Source organism: Sphingomonas ginsenosidimutans (assembly GCF_002374835.1).
GTDB classification, from domain to species: Bacteria; Pseudomonadota; Alphaproteobacteria; order Sphingomonadales; family Sphingomonadaceae; genus Sphingomonas; species Sphingomonas ginsenosidimutans.
In genome coordinates this window covers 480,310-499,814 of record NZ_NWVD01000002.1, presented here as the reverse complement: position 1 = coordinate 499,814, position 19,505 = coordinate 480,310, and the positions used below count along the sequence as shown (strand labels likewise).

16 protein-coding genes are annotated in these 19,505 nt (G+C 69.3%); 8 read left to right on the top strand and 8 right to left on the bottom strand.

The window, feature by feature from the left end:
• Window positions 1-165 precede the first annotated feature (165 nt).
• From COA17_RS08010 to COA17_RS08000, 3 genes are all read left to right on the top strand, one after another.
• Window positions 166-2,070 (top strand): GTA baseplate fiber-binding domain-containing protein, encoded by a 1,905-nt coding sequence (locus COA17_RS08010; RefSeq protein WP_096611471.1) that lies wholly within the window; start codon window positions 166-168, stop codon window positions 2,068-2,070.
• An 11-nt stretch (window positions 2,071-2,081) separates the two neighbouring features.
• Window positions 2,082-2,582 (top strand): DUF2793 domain-containing protein, encoded by a 501-nt coding sequence (locus COA17_RS08005; protein ID WP_096611469.1) that lies wholly within the window; start codon window positions 2,082-2,084, stop codon window positions 2,580-2,582.
• Between the two features lie 129 nt (window positions 2,583-2,711).
• The gene (locus COA17_RS08000) at window positions 2,712-3,833 is read left to right on the top strand and encodes an OmpA family protein (RefSeq protein ID WP_096611692.1); all 1,122 of its coding nucleotides are present in this window, start codon (window positions 2,712-2,714) and stop codon (window positions 3,831-3,833) included.
• A 272-nt stretch (window positions 3,834-4,105) separates the two neighbouring features.
• On the opposite strand, the gene COA17_RS07995 is transcribed toward COA17_RS08000, so the two are convergent.
• The 6 genes from COA17_RS07995 to COA17_RS07970 all read right to left on the bottom strand — a co-directional run bounded on the left by COA17_RS07995 (window position 4,106) and on the right by COA17_RS07970 (window position 10,702).
• Complete coding sequence (locus COA17_RS07995; protein WP_096611467.1) at window positions 4,106-5,461, bottom strand: cytochrome P450; 1,356 nt, start codon at window positions 5,459-5,461, stop codon at window positions 4,106-4,108.
• A gap of 2 nt (window positions 5,462-5,463) precedes the next feature.
• A complete protein-coding gene (locus tag COA17_RS07990; RefSeq protein ID WP_096611465.1) occupies window positions 5,464-6,564 on the bottom strand; it encodes a zinc-binding dehydrogenase in 1,101 nt (366 codons plus the stop codon).
• Complete coding sequence (locus COA17_RS07985) at window positions 6,561-7,775, bottom strand: LLM class flavin-dependent oxidoreductase (RefSeq protein ID WP_096611463.1); 1,215 nt, start codon at window positions 7,773-7,775, stop codon at window positions 6,561-6,563. The genes COA17_RS07990 and COA17_RS07985 overlap by 4 nt, the downstream gene beginning before the upstream one ends.
• A gap of 73 nt (window positions 7,776-7,848) precedes the next feature.
• Window positions 7,849-8,247, bottom strand: coding sequence for a cytochrome c-type biogenesis protein (locus COA17_RS07980; RefSeq protein ID WP_096611461.1), 399 nt, complete (start codon window positions 8,245-8,247; stop codon window positions 7,849-7,851).
• Window positions 8,244-8,777: a DsbE family thiol:disulfide interchange protein gene (locus COA17_RS07975; protein WP_096611459.1), complete on the bottom strand. Its 534-nt coding sequence runs from the start codon at window positions 8,775-8,777 to the stop codon at window positions 8,244-8,246. Before COA17_RS07975 ends, COA17_RS07980 begins: the two co-directional genes overlap by 4 nt.
• On the bottom strand, window positions 8,774-10,702 hold the full coding sequence (locus COA17_RS07970; protein ID WP_066486539.1) for a heme lyase CcmF/NrfE family subunit: 1,929 nt from the start codon (window positions 10,700-10,702) through the stop codon (window positions 8,774-8,776). The genes COA17_RS07975 and COA17_RS07970 overlap by 4 nt, the downstream gene beginning before the upstream one ends.
• A gap of 156 nt (window positions 10,703-10,858) precedes the next feature.
• On the opposite strand from COA17_RS07970, the gene cysQ reads away from it, so the two are divergent.
• The 3 genes from cysQ to cysN all read left to right on the top strand — a co-directional run bounded on the left by cysQ (window position 10,859) and on the right by cysN (window position 14,712).
• On the top strand, window positions 10,859-11,674 hold the full coding sequence (gene cysQ / locus COA17_RS07965; protein WP_096611457.1) for a 3'(2'),5'-bisphosphate nucleotidase CysQ: 816 nt from the start codon (window positions 10,859-10,861) through the stop codon (window positions 11,672-11,674).
• The gene (cysD, locus tag COA17_RS07960; protein ID WP_096611455.1) at window positions 11,671-12,567 is read left to right on the top strand and encodes a sulfate adenylyltransferase subunit CysD; all 897 of its coding nucleotides are present in this window, start codon (window positions 11,671-11,673) and stop codon (window positions 12,565-12,567) included. The genes cysQ and cysD overlap by 4 nt, the downstream gene beginning before the upstream one ends.
• Window positions 12,568-12,807: 240 nt before the next feature.
• A complete protein-coding gene (gene cysN, locus COA17_RS07955) occupies window positions 12,808-14,712 on the top strand; it encodes a sulfate adenylyltransferase subunit CysN (RefSeq protein WP_096611453.1) in 1,905 nt (634 codons plus the stop codon).
• A gap of 166 nt (window positions 14,713-14,878) precedes the next feature.
• Here the strand turns inward: cysN and infC are convergent, their stop codons facing one another.
• Entirely contained in the window at window positions 14,879-15,412 is a 534-nt protein-coding gene (gene infC / locus COA17_RS07950) for a translation initiation factor IF-3 (RefSeq protein WP_066490070.1), read from the bottom strand.
• Between the two features lie 81 nt (window positions 15,413-15,493).
• On the bottom strand, window positions 15,494-17,506 hold the full coding sequence (gene thrS / locus COA17_RS07945) for a threonine--tRNA ligase (protein WP_096611451.1): 2,013 nt from the start codon (window positions 17,504-17,506) through the stop codon (window positions 15,494-15,496).
• Window positions 17,507-17,827: 321 nt separating this feature from the next.
• Between thrS and COA17_RS07940 the strand changes: the two genes are divergently transcribed.
• Both COA17_RS07940 and COA17_RS07935 read left to right on the top strand, forming a co-directional pair.
• Window positions 17,828-18,478, top strand: a complete 651-nt coding sequence (locus COA17_RS07940; protein WP_066490077.1) for a retropepsin-like aspartic protease family protein — start codon at window positions 17,828-17,830, stop codon at window positions 18,476-18,478.
• Between the two features lie 74 nt (window positions 18,479-18,552).
• On the top strand, window positions 18,553-19,482 hold the full coding sequence (locus COA17_RS07935) for a GGDEF domain-containing protein (protein WP_066490080.1): 930 nt from the start codon (window positions 18,553-18,555) through the stop codon (window positions 19,480-19,482).
• The last annotated feature ends 23 nt before the right edge of the window (window positions 19,483-19,505 follow it).

Sequence of the window (19,505 nt, the reverse complement as noted above, 5' to 3'; positions counted from 1 at the left end):
GTGAGACTTGAGTGACTTGGTCGGAGGGTTGGCCGCGATCAGGCATGCTTTGCAGCGCTTAAATGTTCATTCGAAAGCGGTCCGAGCGTCTTACGACTGCAAACCGGCCGGATCGCTTGCAGAGCTTACGGGCTAAGTCGCTGATACCACCTGCGCCGTTTTGCAGTGGCTAGATGCGGCTTACAGCAGGACGGTCGCGCGGGCAAGGGGCAGCCGGTCACGACCAGTTACAGCTATGCCGCCTCCTTTGCGGTCGCGCTGTCGGCGCGGCCGGTCGCCGGGGTGGGGCGGATCTGGGCCGACGGCAAGCTGCTGCGCGGGGCGGCGGGCGACTGGAAGACGCAGACCGGCTTTCGCCTGCATCACGGTAGCGAGGATCAGGCGCCCGACCCGCTGATCGCCAGCCATGAGGCCGACGCGCCGGCGCATCGCGGCATCGCCTATGCGGTGTTCGAGGCGCTGCAACTGGCCGATTTCGGCAACCGCATCCCCTCGCTCACCTTCGAGGTGATCGGCGATGCCACCCCGCCGCGCGCCGGCGACGTGATGCGCGCGCTGGGCGACGGCGCGATCGTCGGCGCGGGGCCGGACGATCCGGTCGCGGGCTATGCCGCTAGCGGCGACAGCGTGGCGGGTGCGGTGGCGGCGCTGGCGACGATGACGGGTGCGTGGATGGTGCCCGACGGCGCGGCGACGCGGATCGGCCGCGCGACCGGCGCGCCGCTGGTGCTGGACCCCGATGCGACGCTGCGCGAGGCGCGCCTGCCGGTGGAGGCGGTGCCCGCCGCGCTTTCGCTGTCGCATTACGACCCGGCGCGCGATTACCAGATCGGCGTGCAACGGGCGCTCGGCACCGGCGGCGGCTGGCGCGAGGAGGCGATCGAGCTGCCGGTCGCGCTGGAGGCGGCCCGCGCGCGGCAGGTCGCCGACGACCTGATCCGCGAGCGCGAACGGTCGCGGCGGTCGCGCAAGGCGGTCCTGGACGCGACCGCGATCGCGATCGCGCCGGGCACGGCGGTGCGAAGCGACGGCGCGCTGTGGCGCGTGACGCGCGCGGCGGTGGAGGGGTGGCGCGTGACGCTGGACCTGACGCCGCTGGGGGCGGGCGGGGCGTTGCCGCCGCTGCCGGCCGATCCGGGGCGCGTGGCGGCGGCGCGAGATCAACCGATCGGCGCGACTCGGGTCGAGATCGCCGAACTGCCGCCGCTGGACGAGGCGCCGGTCACCGAACCGCGGCTGGCGATCTTCGCCGCGGGCGAGGCGCCGGGCTGGCGACATGCGGCGGTGACGGTCAGCCGCGACGGTGGCGCGTCCTGGACCGCCATCGGCGCCACCGCCGCCCCGGCGACGCTGGGCCGGCTGACGGCCGCGCTGCCGGCGGGCGGCACCGCGATCGAGGATCGCGCGCGCGTGATCGAACTGGTGCTGGCGCATGAGGGGATGACGCTGGCCTCCGCCGATGCGGCGGCGATCGACCGCGGTGCGAATCTGGCGCTGATCGGTGACGAACTGATCCAGTTCCGCGACGCGGTGCAGGTCGATGCGACTCGCTGGCGGCTGAGCGGATGGTGGCGCGGGTGCCGTGGTACCGCCGCCGCCGCGCATCCCGGCGGCTCGCGCTTCGTGCTGATCGAGCGCGGGGCCGCGATCTCGCTGCCGCTGCCAGGCGCGCAGCCGGGCGAGAGCGTGCGAGTCGCCGCGGCGGGCGTCGGCGACGGCGCGCAGGCGGCGATCGCGAGCGCGGCGATCGACGGACGGTCCTGTGCGCCGCCGCCGCCGGTGCAGCTGCGCGCGGCGCGGGCGGCGGACGGTGGGCTGCGCCTGACTTGGACGCGCCGCAGCCGACTGGGCTGGCGATGGCGCGAGGGGGACGACGTGCCGCTGGGCGAAGAGCGCGAGGGTTATCGCATCGCCGTTGCGGATCAGGCCGGCACGACGATCGCGACAAGGAACAGCGACGGGCCGCAGCTGGTGCTGAGCGCGGCGGAGGTTCCCGCCGGCGCGGTTACAGTGGCGGTTCGGCAACAGGGCACCTACGCCCTGTCGTCGCCTGCGATCCTAAACCTTTGAGGAGACACGCAATGGAAGCGACAAGCGCGCGGCTGCTGCTGCCGATGATGGACGCCGGGCAGGCGCAGAAGGAACGCACCCATAACGAGGCGCTGGCACTGCTGGACCTGGCGGTGCAGGCCGTGGTCAAGGGCATCGGCGTCCAGATCCCGCCGGCCGATCCCGAGCCCGGCGATTCGTGGATCGTCGGTGATGCGCCGCAGGGGGCGTGGACCGGTCACGCCGGGATGCTCGCGGGATGGACCGATGGCGGATGGCGGTTCGTCGCGACGCGCCCGGGCTGGCGGGTGTGGGAGGCCGCGCAGCAGGTGCCGGCGACCCGCACCACCGCCGGATGGGAGAGCGGGGTGACACGCGCCGCGCGCATCGTGATCGACGGCACCCAGGTGGTGGGCGGGCAACGGCCCGCGATCGCCGACCCGGTGGGCGGCGAGACCGTGGACGCCCCCGCCCGCACCGCGATCGTGGCGATCCTGGAGGCGCTGCGTACCCACGGAATGATCGCCCGCTGAGACGCTTCGGTGGTGCGGAAACTGTGGCAGTTGCGCAACAGTGCCGGGTTTTTGTCAGCTTGTCGGGAAACCATCGTTCGGATAGTGAGTTTGCGCTGTCCGTAGTGACACCATGGAAAGGGGATTATGATGCGTAAGCTTGCCATGATCATGGCGCTTGCCTCCACCGCCCTCGCCACGCCCGCGCTCGCGCGCGACAAGGCGTGGTATGTCGGCGTTGAAGGCGGTGCGATGATTGTCGAGGACATCGACTATTCGATCACCGGTACTGCCGCTTCGCGGTCGGGCACCGGCACCGTCGACCACGATTACGGCTATGACGTCGATGGCGTCATCGGTTACGATTTCGGCGCGTTCCGCCTCGAGACCGAAGTCGGCTATCGTTCGGCAACCGTCGATGGCTACCGTAACACCGGCCAGACGCCGAACAGCGGCACGACCCAGATCGCCGCTGGCACCTATGACTATTTCGGCGGCCGTACCTCGGCGCTGAGCTTCATGGTCAACGGCCTGCTCGACTTCGGGCCGGACGACGGCCTGCAGGGCTTCGTCGGCGGTGGTGCCGGTGTCGCCCGCGTCAAGGCGCGCCTCGACCCGGCGACGTCGTATCGTCTGCTCGACGATTCGGACACCGTGTTCGCGTGGCAGGCCCTGGCGGGCATCCGCGCGCCGCTGAGCGACCATGTCGACGTCTCGCTGAAGTATCGCTTCTTCAACGCGGACAACGTCAACCTGTTCGACCAGCGCGGCAGTGCCTATGACGGTCGTTTCCGCTCGCACTCGCTGCTGGGTGGCGTGACCTACAACTTCGGCGCACCGGAAGCGGCTCCGCCGCCCCCGCCGCCGCCCCCGCCGCCTCCGCCTCCGCCCCCGCCGCCGCCTCCGCCGCCGGAAGTGGTCTGCTCGCCGGGTCCGTTCATCGTGTTCTTCGAGTGGAACAAGTCGGACGTCACCCCGGAAGCCGCGTCGATCCTCGACAACGCCGTGACGCAGTACCAGAACTGCCAGAACGCGCAGGTCATGCTGGCCGGCTACACCGACACGTCGGGTACCGCGAAGTACAACCTGGGCCTGTCGCAGCGTCGCGCGGACTCGGTGAAGGCCTATCTCGCCTCGAAGGGTATCCCGGACGGCGTGATGACCACCGAAGCGTTCGGCGAGACCCGCCTGCGCGTCGAAACTGCCGACGGTGTGCGCGAAGTGCAGAACCGTCGCGTGGAGATCACCTACGGTCCGGGTTCGGGCCAGTAAGGCGATCGCTTCGGCGAAAGGATTGGGGAGGTCGGCTCACGCCGGCCTCCCTATTTCTTTGTCCGCTCGTCGGAGCCGATACGGCTGTCGGTTGCGGCCGGGAACGCGGGCGCCCGTTCAGGCGGGGGCGGCCTCCGGCGGCGGGCGATCTTGTCAGCTTCGGCCGCACCGCGATCGTCGCGCCGGACGGCACGCTCGTGGCGCGGGTGCCGGAAGGCGAGGAGGGCGTAGCGCATTGCGCGATCGGGTGATCGCGTGCGCCGGATCCCCCGTCACGCCGCGGCGGCGCTGCGTTCCGGGGTAAATTCCACCTCCAGCCGGCGGACGGCGTGGACGAAATTGTTGGGAGCGATGTCGATGTCGCCCGACCAGCGGATGTCGGGGAAGCGCCGGAAGATCTGGCGATAGGCTTCCTCCAGCTGCAATTGCGCGGTCATCCGCCCGATGCAGATATGCGGGCCGTAGCCGAAGGCGATGTTCTTTTCGGCATTGTCGCGGCAGATGTCGAAGCGGTCGGGATCGGGGAACATCGCAGCGTCGCGGTTGGCGGCACCGTAATACATGATGACCTTTTCGCCCTCCGCAATGCGCTGCCCGTGCAGTTCGACATCGGTGGTAGCGGTGCGGCGCATGTAGATGACGGGCGAGACCATGCGGGTGATTTCGTGCACCGCATTGGTCAGCAGCGATCCGTCACCCTGCAACAGCGCCTTCTGCTCCGGGTTTTCGGTGAACAGCTTCATCGCGCCCGACAGCGAGTTGCGCGTCGTGTCGTTGCCCGCAAACACGATCAGCAGCCACGCGCCGTCGAGATATTCGCCGGGCAGCTTCTCGCCCTCCACCTCGGCATTGGCGATCGCGCTCATCAGATCGGCCTGCGGATCGGCGCGGCGCCTGGCGAGCATGTCGCGGCCATAGTCGAACATCTCCGCGACGTTCCTGTTGAACATCTCGATGAAGGCGGCGATCTGCGGGCTGGGTTCGGACAGGCCGGCAAGTTGGTCGATCTGCTCCATCGCGACCTGCTGCGCCATTTCCAGGAAGTGGATCCAGCCCATGAACCGCTCGCGATCCGGTTCGGGTACGCCCAGCATCTCGCACAGCGTGAAGATCGGCAGCCGCTGCGCGAATTTCTCGACGAAGTCGCACCGGCCCAGCGGCGCCATCGTGTCGAGCAGGCGCGTCACCTCCGCCGAGACGCGGTCGCGCAGCCCCTTGATATAGGTGGCGGTGAAATAGGGCATATGCTCCTTGCGCAGCGCGCGGTGCGGTCGCCCGTCGAGATTGATCATCGAATTGGTCGAGGCGGAGAAGAGCGTCGGGTGGCGCGTCTCCTGCGGCCCCAGCGCCATCAGGATGCCGCCGGTCTCGGAAGAGAAGGTGTCCGGGTCGCCGTTGACGCGCTTGACGTCCTCATAGCCGGTGACCGCCCAGAAGCCGGTGCCGCCGCGCGGTTCGGGGTGCCACATCACCGGCGCCTGTTCGCGCATCGCGGCATAATCGGCCCATGGCTGGCCGCGGGTGAAGCCGCGGATGTCGGTGAGGTCGACGCCCGGCAACGTGGGATAGGCGGTGCCGAACGTCGGGCCGGCGCGGCCCTCCACGATATGATCGCTGACGAGACGCATGGTCATGCTCCTTGGGGAGATACGGGCGGGGAAGAGGGGCGGACGAGGATCTTGCAATGGCGTTCGGGGTCGGCCAGCGCGGCGAAGGCGGCGGGCACCTCGTCCAGCCCGACCGTGCCGGTGATCGCGGGCGCGACGTCGATCTGCCCGCGCGCGATCCGCCCCAGCGTGGTGGCGAATTCGTCGGGAGTGTAGCCGAGCACAAATTTCAGCTCGATCGCCTTGTTGATGCACAGGAACGGTTCGATCGCGTCGGTCTGCATGCATACGCCCGCGACCAGGATCTGCGTGGCGGGGGGCGCCGCCTCCACCAGCGACTGGATCATGCCAGTCACGCCGACGCATTCGAACACGATCGCGCGCTTGCCCGCGTTCCCCGACATCGCCAGCACGGATCGTTCGGCGCGGCTGACCGGCACGCCGAACGACGCCCAGCGCGCGTGCGGGTTTTCCTGTCGCGGGTCGATGACGATATCCACGCCCATAGCCTCCGCGATACGGCGGCGCGCCGGCGAGAAGTCCGCCGCGATCACCGGCCCCAGCCTGCGCGCCTTCAGCGCCGCGATCACCGCCAGCCCGACCGGGCCGCAGCCGACCACCAGCTGGACCGTGTCCGCGCCGGCATCCGATTGCGCGACGGCATGTTCGCCGACCGCGAACGGCTCGGTCATCGCCGCCTGCGCATCCGACAGATCGTCGGGCACCGCCAGCAGCAGCGGTTCGGCGAGCAGCATCGTTTCGGCGAAGCCGCCGGGGAAGCGGTTCGAATAGCCCAGCGTCTCGATCCCCGCCGCGCCCGGCATCACCGGGAACGAGACGACGCGCGTTCCGGGTTTCAGCCGGCGGTCGGTGCCGGGACCGTGATCGAGCAGTTCGGCGCAGAACTCATGGCCGAAGACGATATCGGCGGCCGGGTCGATCAGCGGCGGTTCGCCGCTGCGCGCACCCAGTTCGACCATCGCCTCCATCCCGTGGACGGCGTGCAGGTCCGACCCGCAGATGCCGCAGCACAGCGTGCGGACGACCACCTGTCCGGCGGCGGGCACCGGATCGGTGATCGTATCGACCACCAGTTCGTGCCCGCGCCGGACGACGGCCCTCATTCCGCCGCCTCCGATTTCTTGTCGAGGCCCATGGCGGCGAGGATTTCGGGGCGGATGTTCTCCGTCCCCTTCTGCGCGACATGTTGCGCCACGCGCGCACCGACCGCGGCCTGCGCCTCCCCGATGAAGCGCGGGCGATTGTCCGCGGCCCAGCGCAGCGAGGCGTCGCGATTGCCGTTGGAATCCTGGAACGCGGGCATGACGTGGCGCGCGATCAGTTCGTAGCTCTTCTTCTTGTCGTCCCACTCGGCCCAGTTGGTGTCGAGCGTCAGATAGGCGCCGAACCCGCCGGACTGTTCCTGCAACCGCGCGATCTGGGCGATTGCGTCATCGGGGGTGCCGACCACCGCCATGCCGGAATTGACCAGCGAATCGACCGGGTCGCTGCCGTCCTGCGGCGCGAGCGGCAGTGCGGCGACTTCGCGGAAATAATACAGCCATTGTTCGATGCCGTAGCGGACCTGTGCGCGCGCTTCCTCGCGCGTGGCGGCGACGTGCATCGGGCCGACCAGCCGCCAGCCGCTGCGGTCCATGGTGCGTCCGGCCTCCGCCGCCTGCGCCTCGGCGATCGCCCAGTTGCTGGCGAGCGCGTTGAACCCGCCCGCCTGGGTCGCGCCGATCGACAGCAGCCCCAGCCCGTGGCGCCCCGCCGCCTGCGCTCCGGTAGGCGATACCTGGCTGGCGACCGCGATCTCCACCGAAGGGCGCGTGTAGGGGCGCATCTGCAACCGCGCCTCGTTCAGGGTGAACCAGTCGGTCTGCGTCGTCACCACCTCCCCGCGCAGCAGCGGGACGAGGACGTCGAGCGCCTCGTCCATGCGATCGCGCTGTTTCGCGACGGGGATGCCCATCATGAACGCGTCGGACGGCAGCGCGCCCGGCCCGACCCCGAACATCACCCGCCCGCGCGTGACGTGATCGAGCTGGTTGATGCGATCGGCCAGCATCAGCGGATGGTGATAGGGAAGCGAGGAGACGCCGGTGCCCAGCCGGATGTGGCGGGTGCGTTCCGCGACGGTGGCGATGAACAGTTCGGGGCTGGCGATCAGTTCATAGCCGGCGGAATGATGTTCGCCGATCCACGCCTCGTCATAACCCAGCCGGTCCATATGGACGACCAGGTCGAGGTCGCGTTCGATCGCCTGCGTGGGGTTTTCCCCCAGCGGGTGAAAGGGCGCGATGAACGCGCCGAACCGCAGCCGGTCGGCCATGCCACTCTCCTCAGCATAAGTTTTGTTCTGGAACCGATGTTATGCCGCGCGTGCCGATCGGCCAAGCGGAAAATCAGCGGCGGCGGAACGATCCGCGCGCCAGCCAGATACCGGCGAGGAGCAGGAGCAGCGGGGCGATCCAGAGCGGGATCGTCGCTGCGTCGAGCGGCGGATCGTAGGAGATGTAGCGGCCGTAGCGCGCGATCATCCAGTCGCGGATCTGGCGCGGGGTCTGCCCGGCGGCGATCCGCTGGCGCACCACGGCGCGCATCTCGCCCGCCATATCGGCGTCCGAATCGGCGATCGACTGTCCCTGGCAGACGATGCAGCGCAGCGTTTCCATTAGCGCGCGCGCGCGGCGTTCCTGCGCGGCGTCGGGCAATTGGGTATAAGCGAGCGCGGCGTTGGCGGTCTGTGCCGCGGCGGGCGTGGCGGCGACGAGCGCAAACGCGAGGGCGGCCGCGCGGATCATTTCGCGTCCGCCAGCGCGCGCAGGATGCCGGGTACGTCGTCGGCGCGAATATCGCCGACATGCTGCGCCACGATGATCCCGCGCCCGTCGACGACGAACGTCTCGGGCACGCCCGACGAGCCGAGCGCGAGCTGGACGCGGCTGTGCACGTCGCTGCCGATCCGGGCATAGGGATCGCCGTTGCGGCGAAGGAAATCGGCGATGTCCTGCGGCGTGTCCTTGATCGCGATCGCGTCGATCGGAACGCCCGCGGCCTTCAGCGTCATCAGCTGCGGCGCCTCCGCGATGCACGGCACGCACCAGCTGGCGAAGACGTTGAGCAGGCGCGGCCGGCCGCGGCGGAAATCGGCGGTGGTCAGCCCCGGCTTGCCCGGCGCGATCGGGGCGAGCGTGAAATCGGGCAGCGGCTTGCCGATCATCGCCGAACGGACGGTGCGGTCGGCGGGCCGCCACAGCCCCCAGGCGACCACTGCCACCACCATGCCGAACGCGCACAGCGGCAGCCACAACAGCCAGCGCCGGTTCGTCATGCGTCCCCCTCCGCACGGCGCCGGCCCTGCCGGAACAGCCGCCATTGATGCCCTGCCAGCGACAGCCCGCCGCCGATCGCGATCAGCGCGCCGCCCGCCCAGATCAGCGTCACGAACGGTTTCCACCACAATCGCAGCTGCCAGCGCCCGTCATCGCCCAGCGCGCCGAGCACGGCATAGAATTGCCCGTCGACATGCGTCGCGATCGCGCTTTCGTTGGTGGTGGTGACCGGCTGGGTGAAATAGCGGACCTGCGGGCGCAGCACATAGGGCGCGGCATCGCCGCGCGTCACCGACAGCCGCCCTTCCAGCGCGGTCCAGTTCTGCCCCACCACCGGGCGCACGCCCTCCAGCCGGACGGTGAAGCCCGCGACGCGCGCCGGATCGCCGACACCGACCGCCAGCAATGCCTCCTGCGTCCAGGCGGTGCTGGCCGCCATGCCGGCCAGCGCGACCGCGACGCCCAGATGCGCGATCACCATGCCCCACAGATGCAGCGGCGCGCGGGCCAGGTTGCGCCTGGCCAGCGGCGCGACGCTCGCCACCGCCAGCCCGGCCGCCAGTGCGATGCCCGCCAGCGGCAGGACGCCGATCGGCCCGCCCAGCACGAACGCACCCGCCCCGGCGAACAGCGCCGCGGCGATCGGCGCGAACAGCCGGCCCAGCACCTCGCCCGCGTCGTCGCGGCGCCAGCGCATCAGCGGCCCGGCGGTCATCATCGCCACCAGGATCAGCGCGATCGGCCCGGTCGCCTTGTCGAAGAACGGCGGCCCGACCGACAATTGCGTCCCGAACGCGCCCGCGACGATCGGGTAGAAGGTGCCGATCAGCACGATCCCCAGGATCACCGTCAGCAGCAGGTTGTTGGCGACCAGCGACCCTTCGCGGCTGAACGGTTCGAACAACTTGCCCTGCCGCACCGTCCCCACCCGCGCGCCGAACAGCGCCAGCGCGCCGCCGATGTAGAGGACCAGCAGGGCAAGGATGAACGTGCCGCGTGTCGGATCGACCGCGAAGGCATGGACGCTGGTGAGGATGCCCGATCGCACCAGGAACGTCCCGATCATGCTCATCGAAAAGGCGACCACCGCCAGCATCACCGTCCAGGCGCGCAAGCCGTCGCGCGTCGCCAGCACCGTCACCGAATGGAGCAGCGCGGTCGCCGCCAGCCACGGCATCAGGCTGGCGTTCTCCACCGGATCCCAGAACCACCAGCCGCCCCAGCCGAGTTCGTAATAGGCCCAGTAGCTGCCCGCGGTGATCCCCAGCGTCAGGAACACCCACGCGCCCAGCACCCACGGCCGCATCGCGCGCGCGAATGAAGGGCCCACGTCGCGCGTCACCAGCGCGCCGACGGCGAAGGAGAAGGCGACCGACAGCCCGACATAGCCGGCGTAGAGCGTCGGCGGGTGGAAGGCGAGGCCGGGGTCCTGCAACAGCGGGTTCAGCCCCGCACCGTCGGCGGGCGCCGGCTGCAACCGCGCGAACGGGTTGGAGGCGAACAGCAGGAAGGCATAGAAGCCCAGCGCGATCGCCGCCTGCGCCGCCAGCGTCGCCACCAAGGTGCGCTCCGCCAGCCGGTGTTCGAACCGCGCCACCGCCGCGCCCGCCAGCCCCAGGATCGTCACCCACAGCAGCATCGACCCTTCGTGGTTGCCCCACGCGCCGGCGAATTTGTACAGCCACGGCTTCATCGAATGGCTGTTCGCCGCGACCAGCGCGACCGACATGTCGGATGCCAGGAACACTGCGATCAGCGCCGCCATCGCCGCCGCTGCCAGCGCGCCCTGCACGATCGCCACCGCGCGCACCGCGCCCGCGCCGCCGGCGACGCCGCGCCGCAGTGTCAGCGTCGCGAGCAATACCTGCAACGCCGCCAGCGCGGCGGCGAGCCACAGGGCGGCAAGCCCGGTTTCGGCGGTCATGACGGAAAGGACGGGTGGCTCACCCGTGATGCTGTAGCGAGCCGCAGCGCGCGCCGGAAGGCGTCAAAAAAGCGCACGGCGCATCAACCGCAGCTTGCCCCGTCACACGCACAAGTTGCTGGCGACCCGGTCGCACAGCCGCCACATAGGCCGGCGATGACCGATACGACCGACCGGACCGCGTTGCTCGCCACGCTTGTCGCGCTCGCCGAGGCGGGCGGCGATGTGGTGTGGGGCCATTTCGTCGCGGGGTGCGCCGTGATGCACAAGGCCGACGAAAGCCCCGTCACCATCGCCGACCGCGAGGCGGAGGCGGTGATCCTCGCCGGTCTCGCCACGCTGACCCCGGCGATCCCGGTAGTGGCGGAGGAGGAAGCCGCGGCGGGGCGTGTCCCCGACGTGACCGGCGCGTTCCTGCTGGTCGATCCGCTCGACGGGACGAAGGAATTCGTCGGCCGCGGCGACGATTTCACCGTCAACATCGCGCTGGTCGAGGGCGGCGCGCCGACGATGGGCGTCGTCTATGCCCCGGCCCGCGACGCGATCTATTGGGGCGACGTGACGCGCGGCGCGTGGATGGCGGTGCGCAAGCCCAACGAGCCGCGCCATGACGAGCAGTCGATCCATGTGCGCGCGTGCGGCGAGGCGCCGTGTGCGGTCGCATCGAAAAGCCATGCGATGCCGGGCCTCGACGGCTGGCTGGACGCCGGCGGGATCGCGACGCGCGTGTCGGTCGGCTCCAGCCTGAAATTCGTGCTGGTGGCGAGCGGCGAGGCCGACGTCTATCCGCGCACCGGCCCGACGATGGAATGGGACACTGCGGCGGGCGATGCGGTGCTGCGCGCGGCGGGCGGGCGAACGCTCGACCCCGACGGCGCGCCGTTCGTCTATGGCAAGCCGGGGTATCGCAACACCGGCTTCGTCGCCACCGGCGGCTACGAACCTGCCCCGCTCAGGCCGTACCTGACATGACGCTGACGCACCTCGACCGGCTGGAAGCCGAAAGCATCCACATCATCCGCGAAGTCGCCGCCGTCGCCGACAAGCCGGTGATGCTGTATTCGGTGGGCAAGGATTCGGCGGTGATGCTGCATCTGGCGCGCAAGGCGTTCTACCCCGCGCCGCCGCCGTTCCCGCTGCTGCATGTCGATACGACGTGGAAATTCCGCGCGATGTACGCGCTGCGCGACAAGGCGGCGCGCGATGCCGGGATGGAATTGCTGGTCCATCGCAACCCCGATGCGCTGGCGCAGGGGATCAACCCGTTCGACCACGGCGCGCTCCACACCGACATGTGGAAGACCGAGGGGCTGAAGCAGGCACTCGACCTGCATGGCTTCGACGCCGCGTTCGGCGGCGCGCGCCGTGACGAGGAGAAGAGCCGCGCGAAGGAGCGCGTCTTCTCGTTCCGCACCGCGACGCACCGCTGGGACCCCAAGGCGCAGCGGCCCGAATTGTGGCATCTGTACAATGCGCGCCACGCCAAGGGGGAGAGCATGCGCGTCTTCCCGATCAGCAACTGGACCGAGCTGGACGTCTGGCAATATATCGCGCGAGAGGGGATCGAGATCGTCCCGCTGTATTTCGCGGCGAAGCGCCCCACCGTCGAGCGCGACGGGCTGATCCTGATGGTCGACGACGACCGCTTCCCGATCGCCCCCGGCGAGGTGCCGGTCGACCGCTCGATCCGGTTCCGCACCCTCGGCTGCTACCCGCTGACCGGCGCGGTGGAGAGCGAGGCGGCGACGCTGAACGACGTGATCCGCGAGATGCTGCTGACCACCACCAGCGAGCGGCAGGGGCGGGCGATCGACAAGGATGCCGGCGCCAGCATGGAGCAGAAGAAGCAGCAGGGATATTTTTGAGGTGGTGCGTGCAGCAACCGTCACGTCGCCCCGGCGAAGGCTGGGGTCTCGGGCCGCAGGCGGGCGCCTGCCTCGCCGCGCTCCCGCCCCCCTCCCCGCCGGGGAGGGGCCGGGGGAGGGGCGCGTCCGGGAATCACGGCTGACCCCCGCGCGCCGTCCCCGTACCATCCGGACGCGCCCCTCCCCCAACCCCTCCCAAATGGGGAGGGGGGAGTATCGCCGCCGCCTGCGGAGTTTCGCATGACCGCCTACCAGCCCGACGCGCTGATCCGCGAGGATATCGCCGCCTATCTCGCGCAGCATGAATCGAAATCGCTGCTGCGTTTCATCACCTGCGGCAGCGTGGACGACGGCAAGTCGACGCTGATCGGGCGGCTGCTGTATGATTCGAAGCAGATCTTCGAGGATCAGCTGTCGGCGCTCGAGGCCGACAGCCGGCGCGTCGGCACGCAGGGGCAGAACATCGACTTCGCGTTGCTGGTCGACGGGCTGGCGGCGGAGCGCGAGCAGGGGATCACGATCGACGTCGCCTATCGCTTCTTCGCGACCGAAAAGCGCAAGTTCATCGTCGCCGACACGCCCGGCCACGAACAATATACCCGCAACATGGTGACCGGCGCGTCGACCGCCGATCTGGCGGTGATCCTGGTCGATGCGCGCAAGGGCGTGCTGACGCAGACACGGCGCCATTCGTATCTCGCCCACCTGATCGGCATCCGCAACATCGTGCTGGCGGTGAACAAGATGGACCTGGTCGGCTACGACAAGGGGACGTTCGACCGCATCCGCCTGGCCTATCGCGCCTTCGCCAGCGAGATCGGGATCACCGATTTCGCCGCGATCCCGGTGTCGGGGCTGGGCGGCGACAATATCGCGGCGCGCGGCGATGCGATGCCGTGGTACACCGGACCGACGCTGATCGAGCATCTGGAAACCGTGCCGGTCGATGCCGACCGCGAGGCGCGGGGGGCCTTCCGCCTGCCGGTGCAATGGGTCAACCGTCCCGATCTCGACTTCCGCGGCTTTGCCGGGACGATCGCCAGCGGCACGGTGAAGCCGGGCGATGCGGTGCGGATCGTGCCGTCGGGGCGCACCACCAGCGTCGCGCGGATCGTTGCGCTGGGCGGTGATCTGGAGCAGGCGCAGGCGGGGCAGTCGGTGACGCTGACGCTGGCGGACGAGGTCGATTGCTCGCGCGGCGACATGATCGCCGCCGCCGGCGACCCGCCCGAGGTGGCCGACCAGTTCGAGGCGACACTGGTGTGGATGGCGGACGAGCCGATGCTGCCCGGCCGTTCCTATGCGCTGCAACTGGGGACGCAGAGCGCGTCGGCGACGCTGCGCACGCCCAAGTATCAGGTCAACGTCAACACGCTGGAGGAGACGGCGGCGCGCACGCTAGAGCTGAACGCGATCGGCGTGGTGACGCTGGCGCTCGACAAGCCGATCGTCTTCGCGCCGTATGAGCAGAGCCGCGAGCTGGGCGGGTTCATCCTGATCGACAAGGCGACCAATGCGACGGTCGCGGCGGGGATGATCCGCTTTTCGCTGCGCCGCGCGCAGAACGTCCACCGCCAGCATCTGGACGTAACACGAGAGAAGCGCGCCGACCTGAAGAACCAAAAGCCGGCGGTGCTGTGGTTCACCGGCCTGTCGGGGGCGGGCAAGTCGACGATCGCCAATCTGGTCGACAAGAGGCTGGTGCGGATGAACCGGCACACCTTCCTGCTGGACGGCGACAATGTGCGCCATGGCCTCAACCGCGACCTGGGCTTCACCGATGCCGACCGGGTGGAGAACATCCGCCGCATCGGGGAGGTCGCGCGGTTGATGACCGACGCAGGGCTGATCGTGCTGACCGCGTTCATCTCGCCGTTCCGTGCCGAGCGCGACATGGTCCGCCAGATGCTCGCCCCCGGCGAGTTCGTCGAGGTGCATGTTGACACCGCGCTAGCGGCGGCGGAGGCGCGCGACGTCAAGGGGCTGTATGCCAAGGCGCGATCGGGGGCGCTCAAGAACTTTACCGGGATCGACAGCCCGTACGAGGCGCCCGAGGCACCGGAGATCCGCATCGACACCGCGGCGGAGGATGCCGAAGCGGCGGCGGAGCGGATCGTCGCGTGGCTGCTGGAGCGCGAGGAATAGCGGGTAGCGGCGGGGTGCGGCCAGTCCGGGCCGGCCGGGCTCCGGCGAAGGTCGGAGCGTCGCGGGGCGGACGCCGCGCTCCCTATCCTGGGTTCCGGCCTTCGCCGGAACACCGATAGGTCGTGGCGGCGTGGCCCGCGCGCCGGGCCACGCGACCCGACGGCGCTTATTTGGGGGCGAGCACCATCAGCATCTGGCGGCCTTCCATACGCGGATAGGCTTCGACCTTGGCGACGTCCTGCACCTGTTCGGCGACGCGCTGAAGCACGTTCATGCCAAGCTGACCGTGGCTCAGCTCGCGGCCGCGGAAGCGCATGGTGACCTTCACCTTGTCGCCCTCCTCGATGAACTCGACGACCTTCTTCATCTTGGTGTCGTAATCGTGGTCGTCGATGTTCGGACGCATCTTGATCTCCTTGATCTCCTGCGTCTTCTGCGACTTGCGGGCGAGGTTGGCCTTCTTCTGCGCCTCGTACTTGAACTTGCCGACGTCCAGGAACTTGGCGACGGGCGGATCGGCGTTGGGCGACACCTCCACCAGATCCAAGCCGACCTCGCGCGCCTGCTCCATCGCCTCGCGCGTGTACATCACGCCCAGGTTCTCGCCCTCGTGATCGATCACGCGGACCTTGGGGCTCTGGATCCACTCATTGAACCGCGGGCCATTCATCGGCGGCGCCTGCATCGGGCGGCGCATCATGGGAGGACGGATTGGTACTTCTCCTGATATGGTACTAACGTTTCTATATAAGCGATCTTGCGTCCGTTTTGAAGATAGTCGTTATCGCTTAAGATCGGGTGCCGTTCCTTCGAAGCGCAGCATCTCGATCGTGGCGCCCAGCGTCAGCATCTCCTGCCCCTGGCTGCCCAGCCGGCGCAGCGCGACGGTGCCCTCGTCCGCCTCGCGTTTGCCGACCACCAGCAGGTTCGGAACCTTCGCCAGCGAATGTTCGCGCACCTTGTAGTTGATCTTCTCGTTGCGCAGGTCGGTCTCGACGCGGATGCCGGCCTTCCTCAGCTCGGCCGCGACCTGGACCGCGTAATCGTCGGCGTCCGACACGATCGTCGCGACCACCGCCTGGACGGGGGCCAGCCACGTCGGGAAGCGGCCGGCGTGGTGCTCGATCAGGATGCCGATGAAGCGTTCGAACGTGCCCAGGATCGCGCGGTGCAGCATGATCGGGCGATGGCGCTGGCCGTCCTCCGCGACATAGCTGGCGTCGAGCCGCTCGGGCAGGACGCGGTCGGACTGGATCGTGCCGACCTGCCACGTCCGCCCGATCGCGTCGGTCAGGTGGAATTCCAGTTTCGGCGCGTAGAAGGCGCCTTCGCCGGGCAGTTCCTCGAACTTCTCCTTAATCGCGTTGGACAGGCGCGAGGACATCACTGCCTCGCGCAGCTCCGCCTCCGCCTGATCCCACATCTCGTCGGAGCCGAAGCGCTTTTCGGGGCGCAGCGCCAGCTTCACCGCATAATCGGTGAAGCCCAGATCGGCGTACACCGAATCGAGCAACTCGCAGAAGTTGCGCACTTCCTCGACCAGCTGGTCCTCGCGCACGAAGATATGCGCGTCGTCCTGCGTGAACTGGCGCACGCGCATGATGCCGTGGAGCGCGCCATGCGCCTCGTTGCGGTGGCAGCAGCCGAATTCGGCCATGCGGATCGGCAGGTCGCGATAGCTCTTGATGCCCTGCTTGAAGATCAGGACGTGCGCGGGGCAGTTCATCGGCTTCAATGCCATCAGCTCGGCATCGCCCGACAGCACGGCACCCTCGTCCTCGGTATTGGGCACTTCGTCGGGGACGACGAACATGTTCTCGCGATACTTGCCCCAGTGGCCGGACTGTTCCCACTGGCGCGCGTCCATCAGCTGCGGCGTCTTCACCTCGGCATAATCGGCCGCGTCGAGCCGGCGGCGCATATACGCCTCCAGCTGACGCCACAGCACGAACCCGTTGGGATGCCAGAACACCGACCCCTGCGCCTCGGACTGGAGGTGGAACAGGTCCATCTCCGCGCCGATCTTGCGATGGTCGCGCTTGGCGGCTTCCTCCAGCCGGAACAGATGCTGGTCGAGCTGCTTCTTGTTGAGCCAGCCGGTGCCGTAGATGCGGCTGAGCATCGCGTTCTTCTGGTCGCCGCGCCAATAGGCGCCCGACACGCGCGTCAGCTTGAACGCCTGCGGATCGAGCTTGCCCGTGGAGGCCAGGTGTGGGCCGCGGCACATGTCGAGCCAGTCACCGCCCGACCAATAGACGGTCAGCTCCTCATCCTCTGGCAGTTCGGCGGCCCATTCGGCCTTGAACGTCTCACCCTGTTCGCGCCAGCGCGCGATCAGCTGTTCGCGTGTCCACACCTCGCGGCGCAGCGGCTTGTCGGCGGCGATCAGGCGGCGCATCTCCGCCTCGATCGCGGGCAGATCCTCGTCGGTGAACGGGCGGTCCTTCCCATCCACCTTGGGCGGCGCGAAATCGTAGTAGAAGCCGTCGTCGGTCGCCGGGCCGAAGGTGATCTGCGTGCCGGGAAACAGGTTCTGCACCGCTTCGGCCAGCAGGTGCGCGAAATCGTGACGCGCCAGTTCCAGCGCGTCCGCCTCGTCCTTCTGCGTCACCAGCGCTAGGCGGGCGTCGCGTTCCAGCGGGCGCGTGATGTCGCGCAATTCGCCGTCCACTCGCGCCGCGATCGCCGCCTTGGCGAGACCGGGGCCGATCGACGCCGCGATATCCGCGGGCGTGGTGCCAGGCACGACGTTCCGAACCGAACCATCGGGCAGCGTGATCGAAAGCGTGTCCATGCCAATACAATTCCTGCGAACCAGCGGTGCTGCGGCTTATGCGCCCCAGCGTCCGGCGAAAAGAGCGACCGGAGGGGAAATCGTCGCGAAGGCGGGTGCGGTCGCTCGTCCACCCGCTTCCGGGTGGGCGGCGGCTGCGTCAGGCGGTGACGCGCGCGCCGGCCCCCGGACGCGCCGGGGTGGTGGTGGTAGTGAGCGGGGCGTGCGTCATGACGCGGGCGATATAGCGTGCGCGCCGGACGTGCGCCAGATGAGTCTGTCGTGCGCCGCCGCCTCCCGGCCATTCCTCCGGCGCGCGCGGCGTCCTATATCGGCGGCACCATGTTCGACGTCGTCGCCGCCAACCCGCACTTCTACCTGATGCTGGGCGTCCTGTTCGTCGCGGCGGTGGTCGCGCGGCGCATCCCGGTGCTGCGCACATTGGTCAGCATCGCCTTCTGGGGCGCGGCGGGGCTGCTGCTGTTCGCCGCGGTGGTGGAGCGCGAGCGGTTCGACCCGTGGGTGGCGCGGATCGCGGCGGGGCTGAACATGGACAGCCAGCAGGTGGCGGGCGAGGAGACGCGCATCCGCATGAGCCGCGACGGGCATTTCTACGTCCGCGCGACGATCGGCGGGGCGGAGCGGCGGTTGCTGGTCGACAGCGGCGCGACGATCACCGCGCTGTCCCCCGCCACCGCGGCGGCGGCCGGGGTGGAAGTGAAGCCGGCGATGTTCCCGGTGGTGCTGAAGACCGCCAACGGCACGATCCGGGCCGATACCGGCGAGGTGCGCGAGCTGCGCTTCGGCAATGTCGTGGCGCGCGACCTGGCGGTGGTGGTATCGCCCGCATTCGGCGACATCGACGTGCTGGGGATGAATTTCCTGTCGCGGCTCAAATCGTGGCGGGTCGAGGGGCAGACGCTGATCCTGACCCCGCATCATCCGCAGGGCACGGACGGTGCCGTGAAAACGGCCACGGGCACGGCGCGTTAGCATCTCGTTCACTACGATCGGATAGCGTCGCCCCCGCCCGCGGCCATCGCGGCGCGCCATGTGCGAGGATTGTGATGAAGGGGCCGTTCGACCGCGCCTATGCCGCGCTCGAGTTCCTGCTGGAACATGCGCTGGCCCCCACGCCGTCGCATTACGAGATGGCGTACACGCATCTGGGCGGTGGCAACGATGCGCTGACCGCCGAGGTCGCGCGGCTGACCGAAGGGGGTGTGCGGCTGACCGCGGAACAGGCATCGACGCTGGCGGCGCAATTCTGCGGCCGCGAGGATGCCGCCGCGCACGCGCAGATGTTGCACCACACCGAGCGGCTGGAAACGCTGACCAACCAGACGCAGGACCTGACGGGCGGATTCGGGCGCGACCTGTCGGGCTTTCCCACGCAGGGCACGCCGCTGGCGAATCTGACGACGCAGATGGTGTCGCGGTTGGCCAAGGCGGAGCGCGAGCTGGCCGATATCGCGGTCGACATCAGCGCGCTGCGCGAGCGCGTGGCCGGGCGCGGCGACGACGAGGCGCACGACCGGCTGACGCAGGCCGCGAACCGCGACGACGGCGACAGTTTCCTGGTGTCGCTGGCCGAGGAGCCGGAGGGCTATACGCTGGCGCTGGCCAAGCTGGACGGGCTGTACCGGATCAACGAGGAATTCGGGCTGGGCGTCGGCGACAACGTGCTGCGCGCGATGGCGACGACGCTGCGCCAGGCGTGCGGGGAGCACGAGCTGATCCGCTGGGCGGGCGACGAGTTCATGACCGTGTTCCGCGGGGTGCCCGCGGCGCGCGCGACCGCGATGATCGAGGAAGCGCGCGAGGCGATGGCGCGGCGCACGCTGCGGCTGCGCGACAAGGGTACGCCGATCGGCACCGTCACCTTCTCCGCCGGCATCGCCGCGGCCGCCGCGGACGGCCCGGCCGAGGCGATCCGCCGTGCCAAGACGCAGGTGCTGGCGGCGATCGCGCAGGGCGGCAACCGCGTCGTCGCCTGACCCCGAAGGGCACGCCGGGGCGG

What these genes read in the sequence shown, in the direction of transcription:
- COA17_RS07980 (WP_096611461.1), bottom strand. Translation starts at nt 8,247, where the DNA reads ATGATCCGCGCGGCCGCCCTCGCGTTTGCGCTCGTCGCCGCCACGCCC.
- cysD (WP_096611455.1), top strand. Translation starts at nt 11,671, where the DNA reads ATGACGCTGACGCACCTCGACCGGCTGGAAGCCGAAAGCATCCACATC.
- COA17_RS08005 (WP_096611469.1), top strand. Translation starts at nt 2,082, where the DNA reads ATGGAAGCGACAAGCGCGCGGCTGCTGCTGCCGATGATGGACGCCGGG.
- infC (WP_066490070.1), bottom strand. Translation starts at nt 15,412, where the DNA reads ATGATGCGCCGCCCGATGCAGGCGCCGCCGATGAATGGCCCGCGGTTC.
- cysQ (WP_096611457.1), top strand. Translation starts at nt 10,859, where the DNA reads ATGACCGATACGACCGACCGGACCGCGTTGCTCGCCACGCTTGTCGCG.
- COA17_RS07935 (WP_066490080.1), top strand. Translation starts at nt 18,553, where the DNA reads ATGAAGGGGCCGTTCGACCGCGCCTATGCCGCGCTCGAGTTCCTGCTG.
- COA17_RS07940 (WP_066490077.1), top strand. Translation starts at nt 17,828, where the DNA reads ATGTTCGACGTCGTCGCCGCCAACCCGCACTTCTACCTGATGCTGGGC.
- COA17_RS07995 (WP_096611467.1), bottom strand. Translation starts at nt 5,461, where the DNA reads ATGCGTCTCGTCAGCGATCATATCGTGGAGGGCCGCGCCGGCCCGACG.
- cysN (WP_096611453.1), top strand. Translation starts at nt 12,808, where the DNA reads ATGACCGCCTACCAGCCCGACGCGCTGATCCGCGAGGATATCGCCGCC.
- COA17_RS07990 (WP_096611465.1), bottom strand. Translation starts at nt 6,564, where the DNA reads ATGAGGGCCGTCGTCCGGCGCGGGCACGAACTGGTGGTCGATACGATC.
- COA17_RS07975 (WP_096611459.1), bottom strand. Translation starts at nt 8,777, where the DNA reads ATGACGAACCGGCGCTGGCTGTTGTGGCTGCCGCTGTGCGCGTTCGGC.
- COA17_RS07985 (WP_096611463.1), bottom strand. Translation starts at nt 7,775, where the DNA reads ATGGCCGACCGGCTGCGGTTCGGCGCGTTCATCGCGCCCTTTCACCCG.
- COA17_RS07970 (WP_066486539.1), bottom strand. Translation starts at nt 10,702, where the DNA reads ATGACCGCCGAAACCGGGCTTGCCGCCCTGTGGCTCGCCGCCGCGCTG.
- COA17_RS08000 (WP_096611692.1), top strand. Translation starts at nt 2,712, where the DNA reads ATGCGTAAGCTTGCCATGATCATGGCGCTTGCCTCCACCGCCCTCGCC.
- thrS (WP_096611451.1), bottom strand. Translation starts at nt 17,506, where the DNA reads ATGGACACGCTTTCGATCACGCTGCCCGATGGTTCGGTTCGGAACGTC.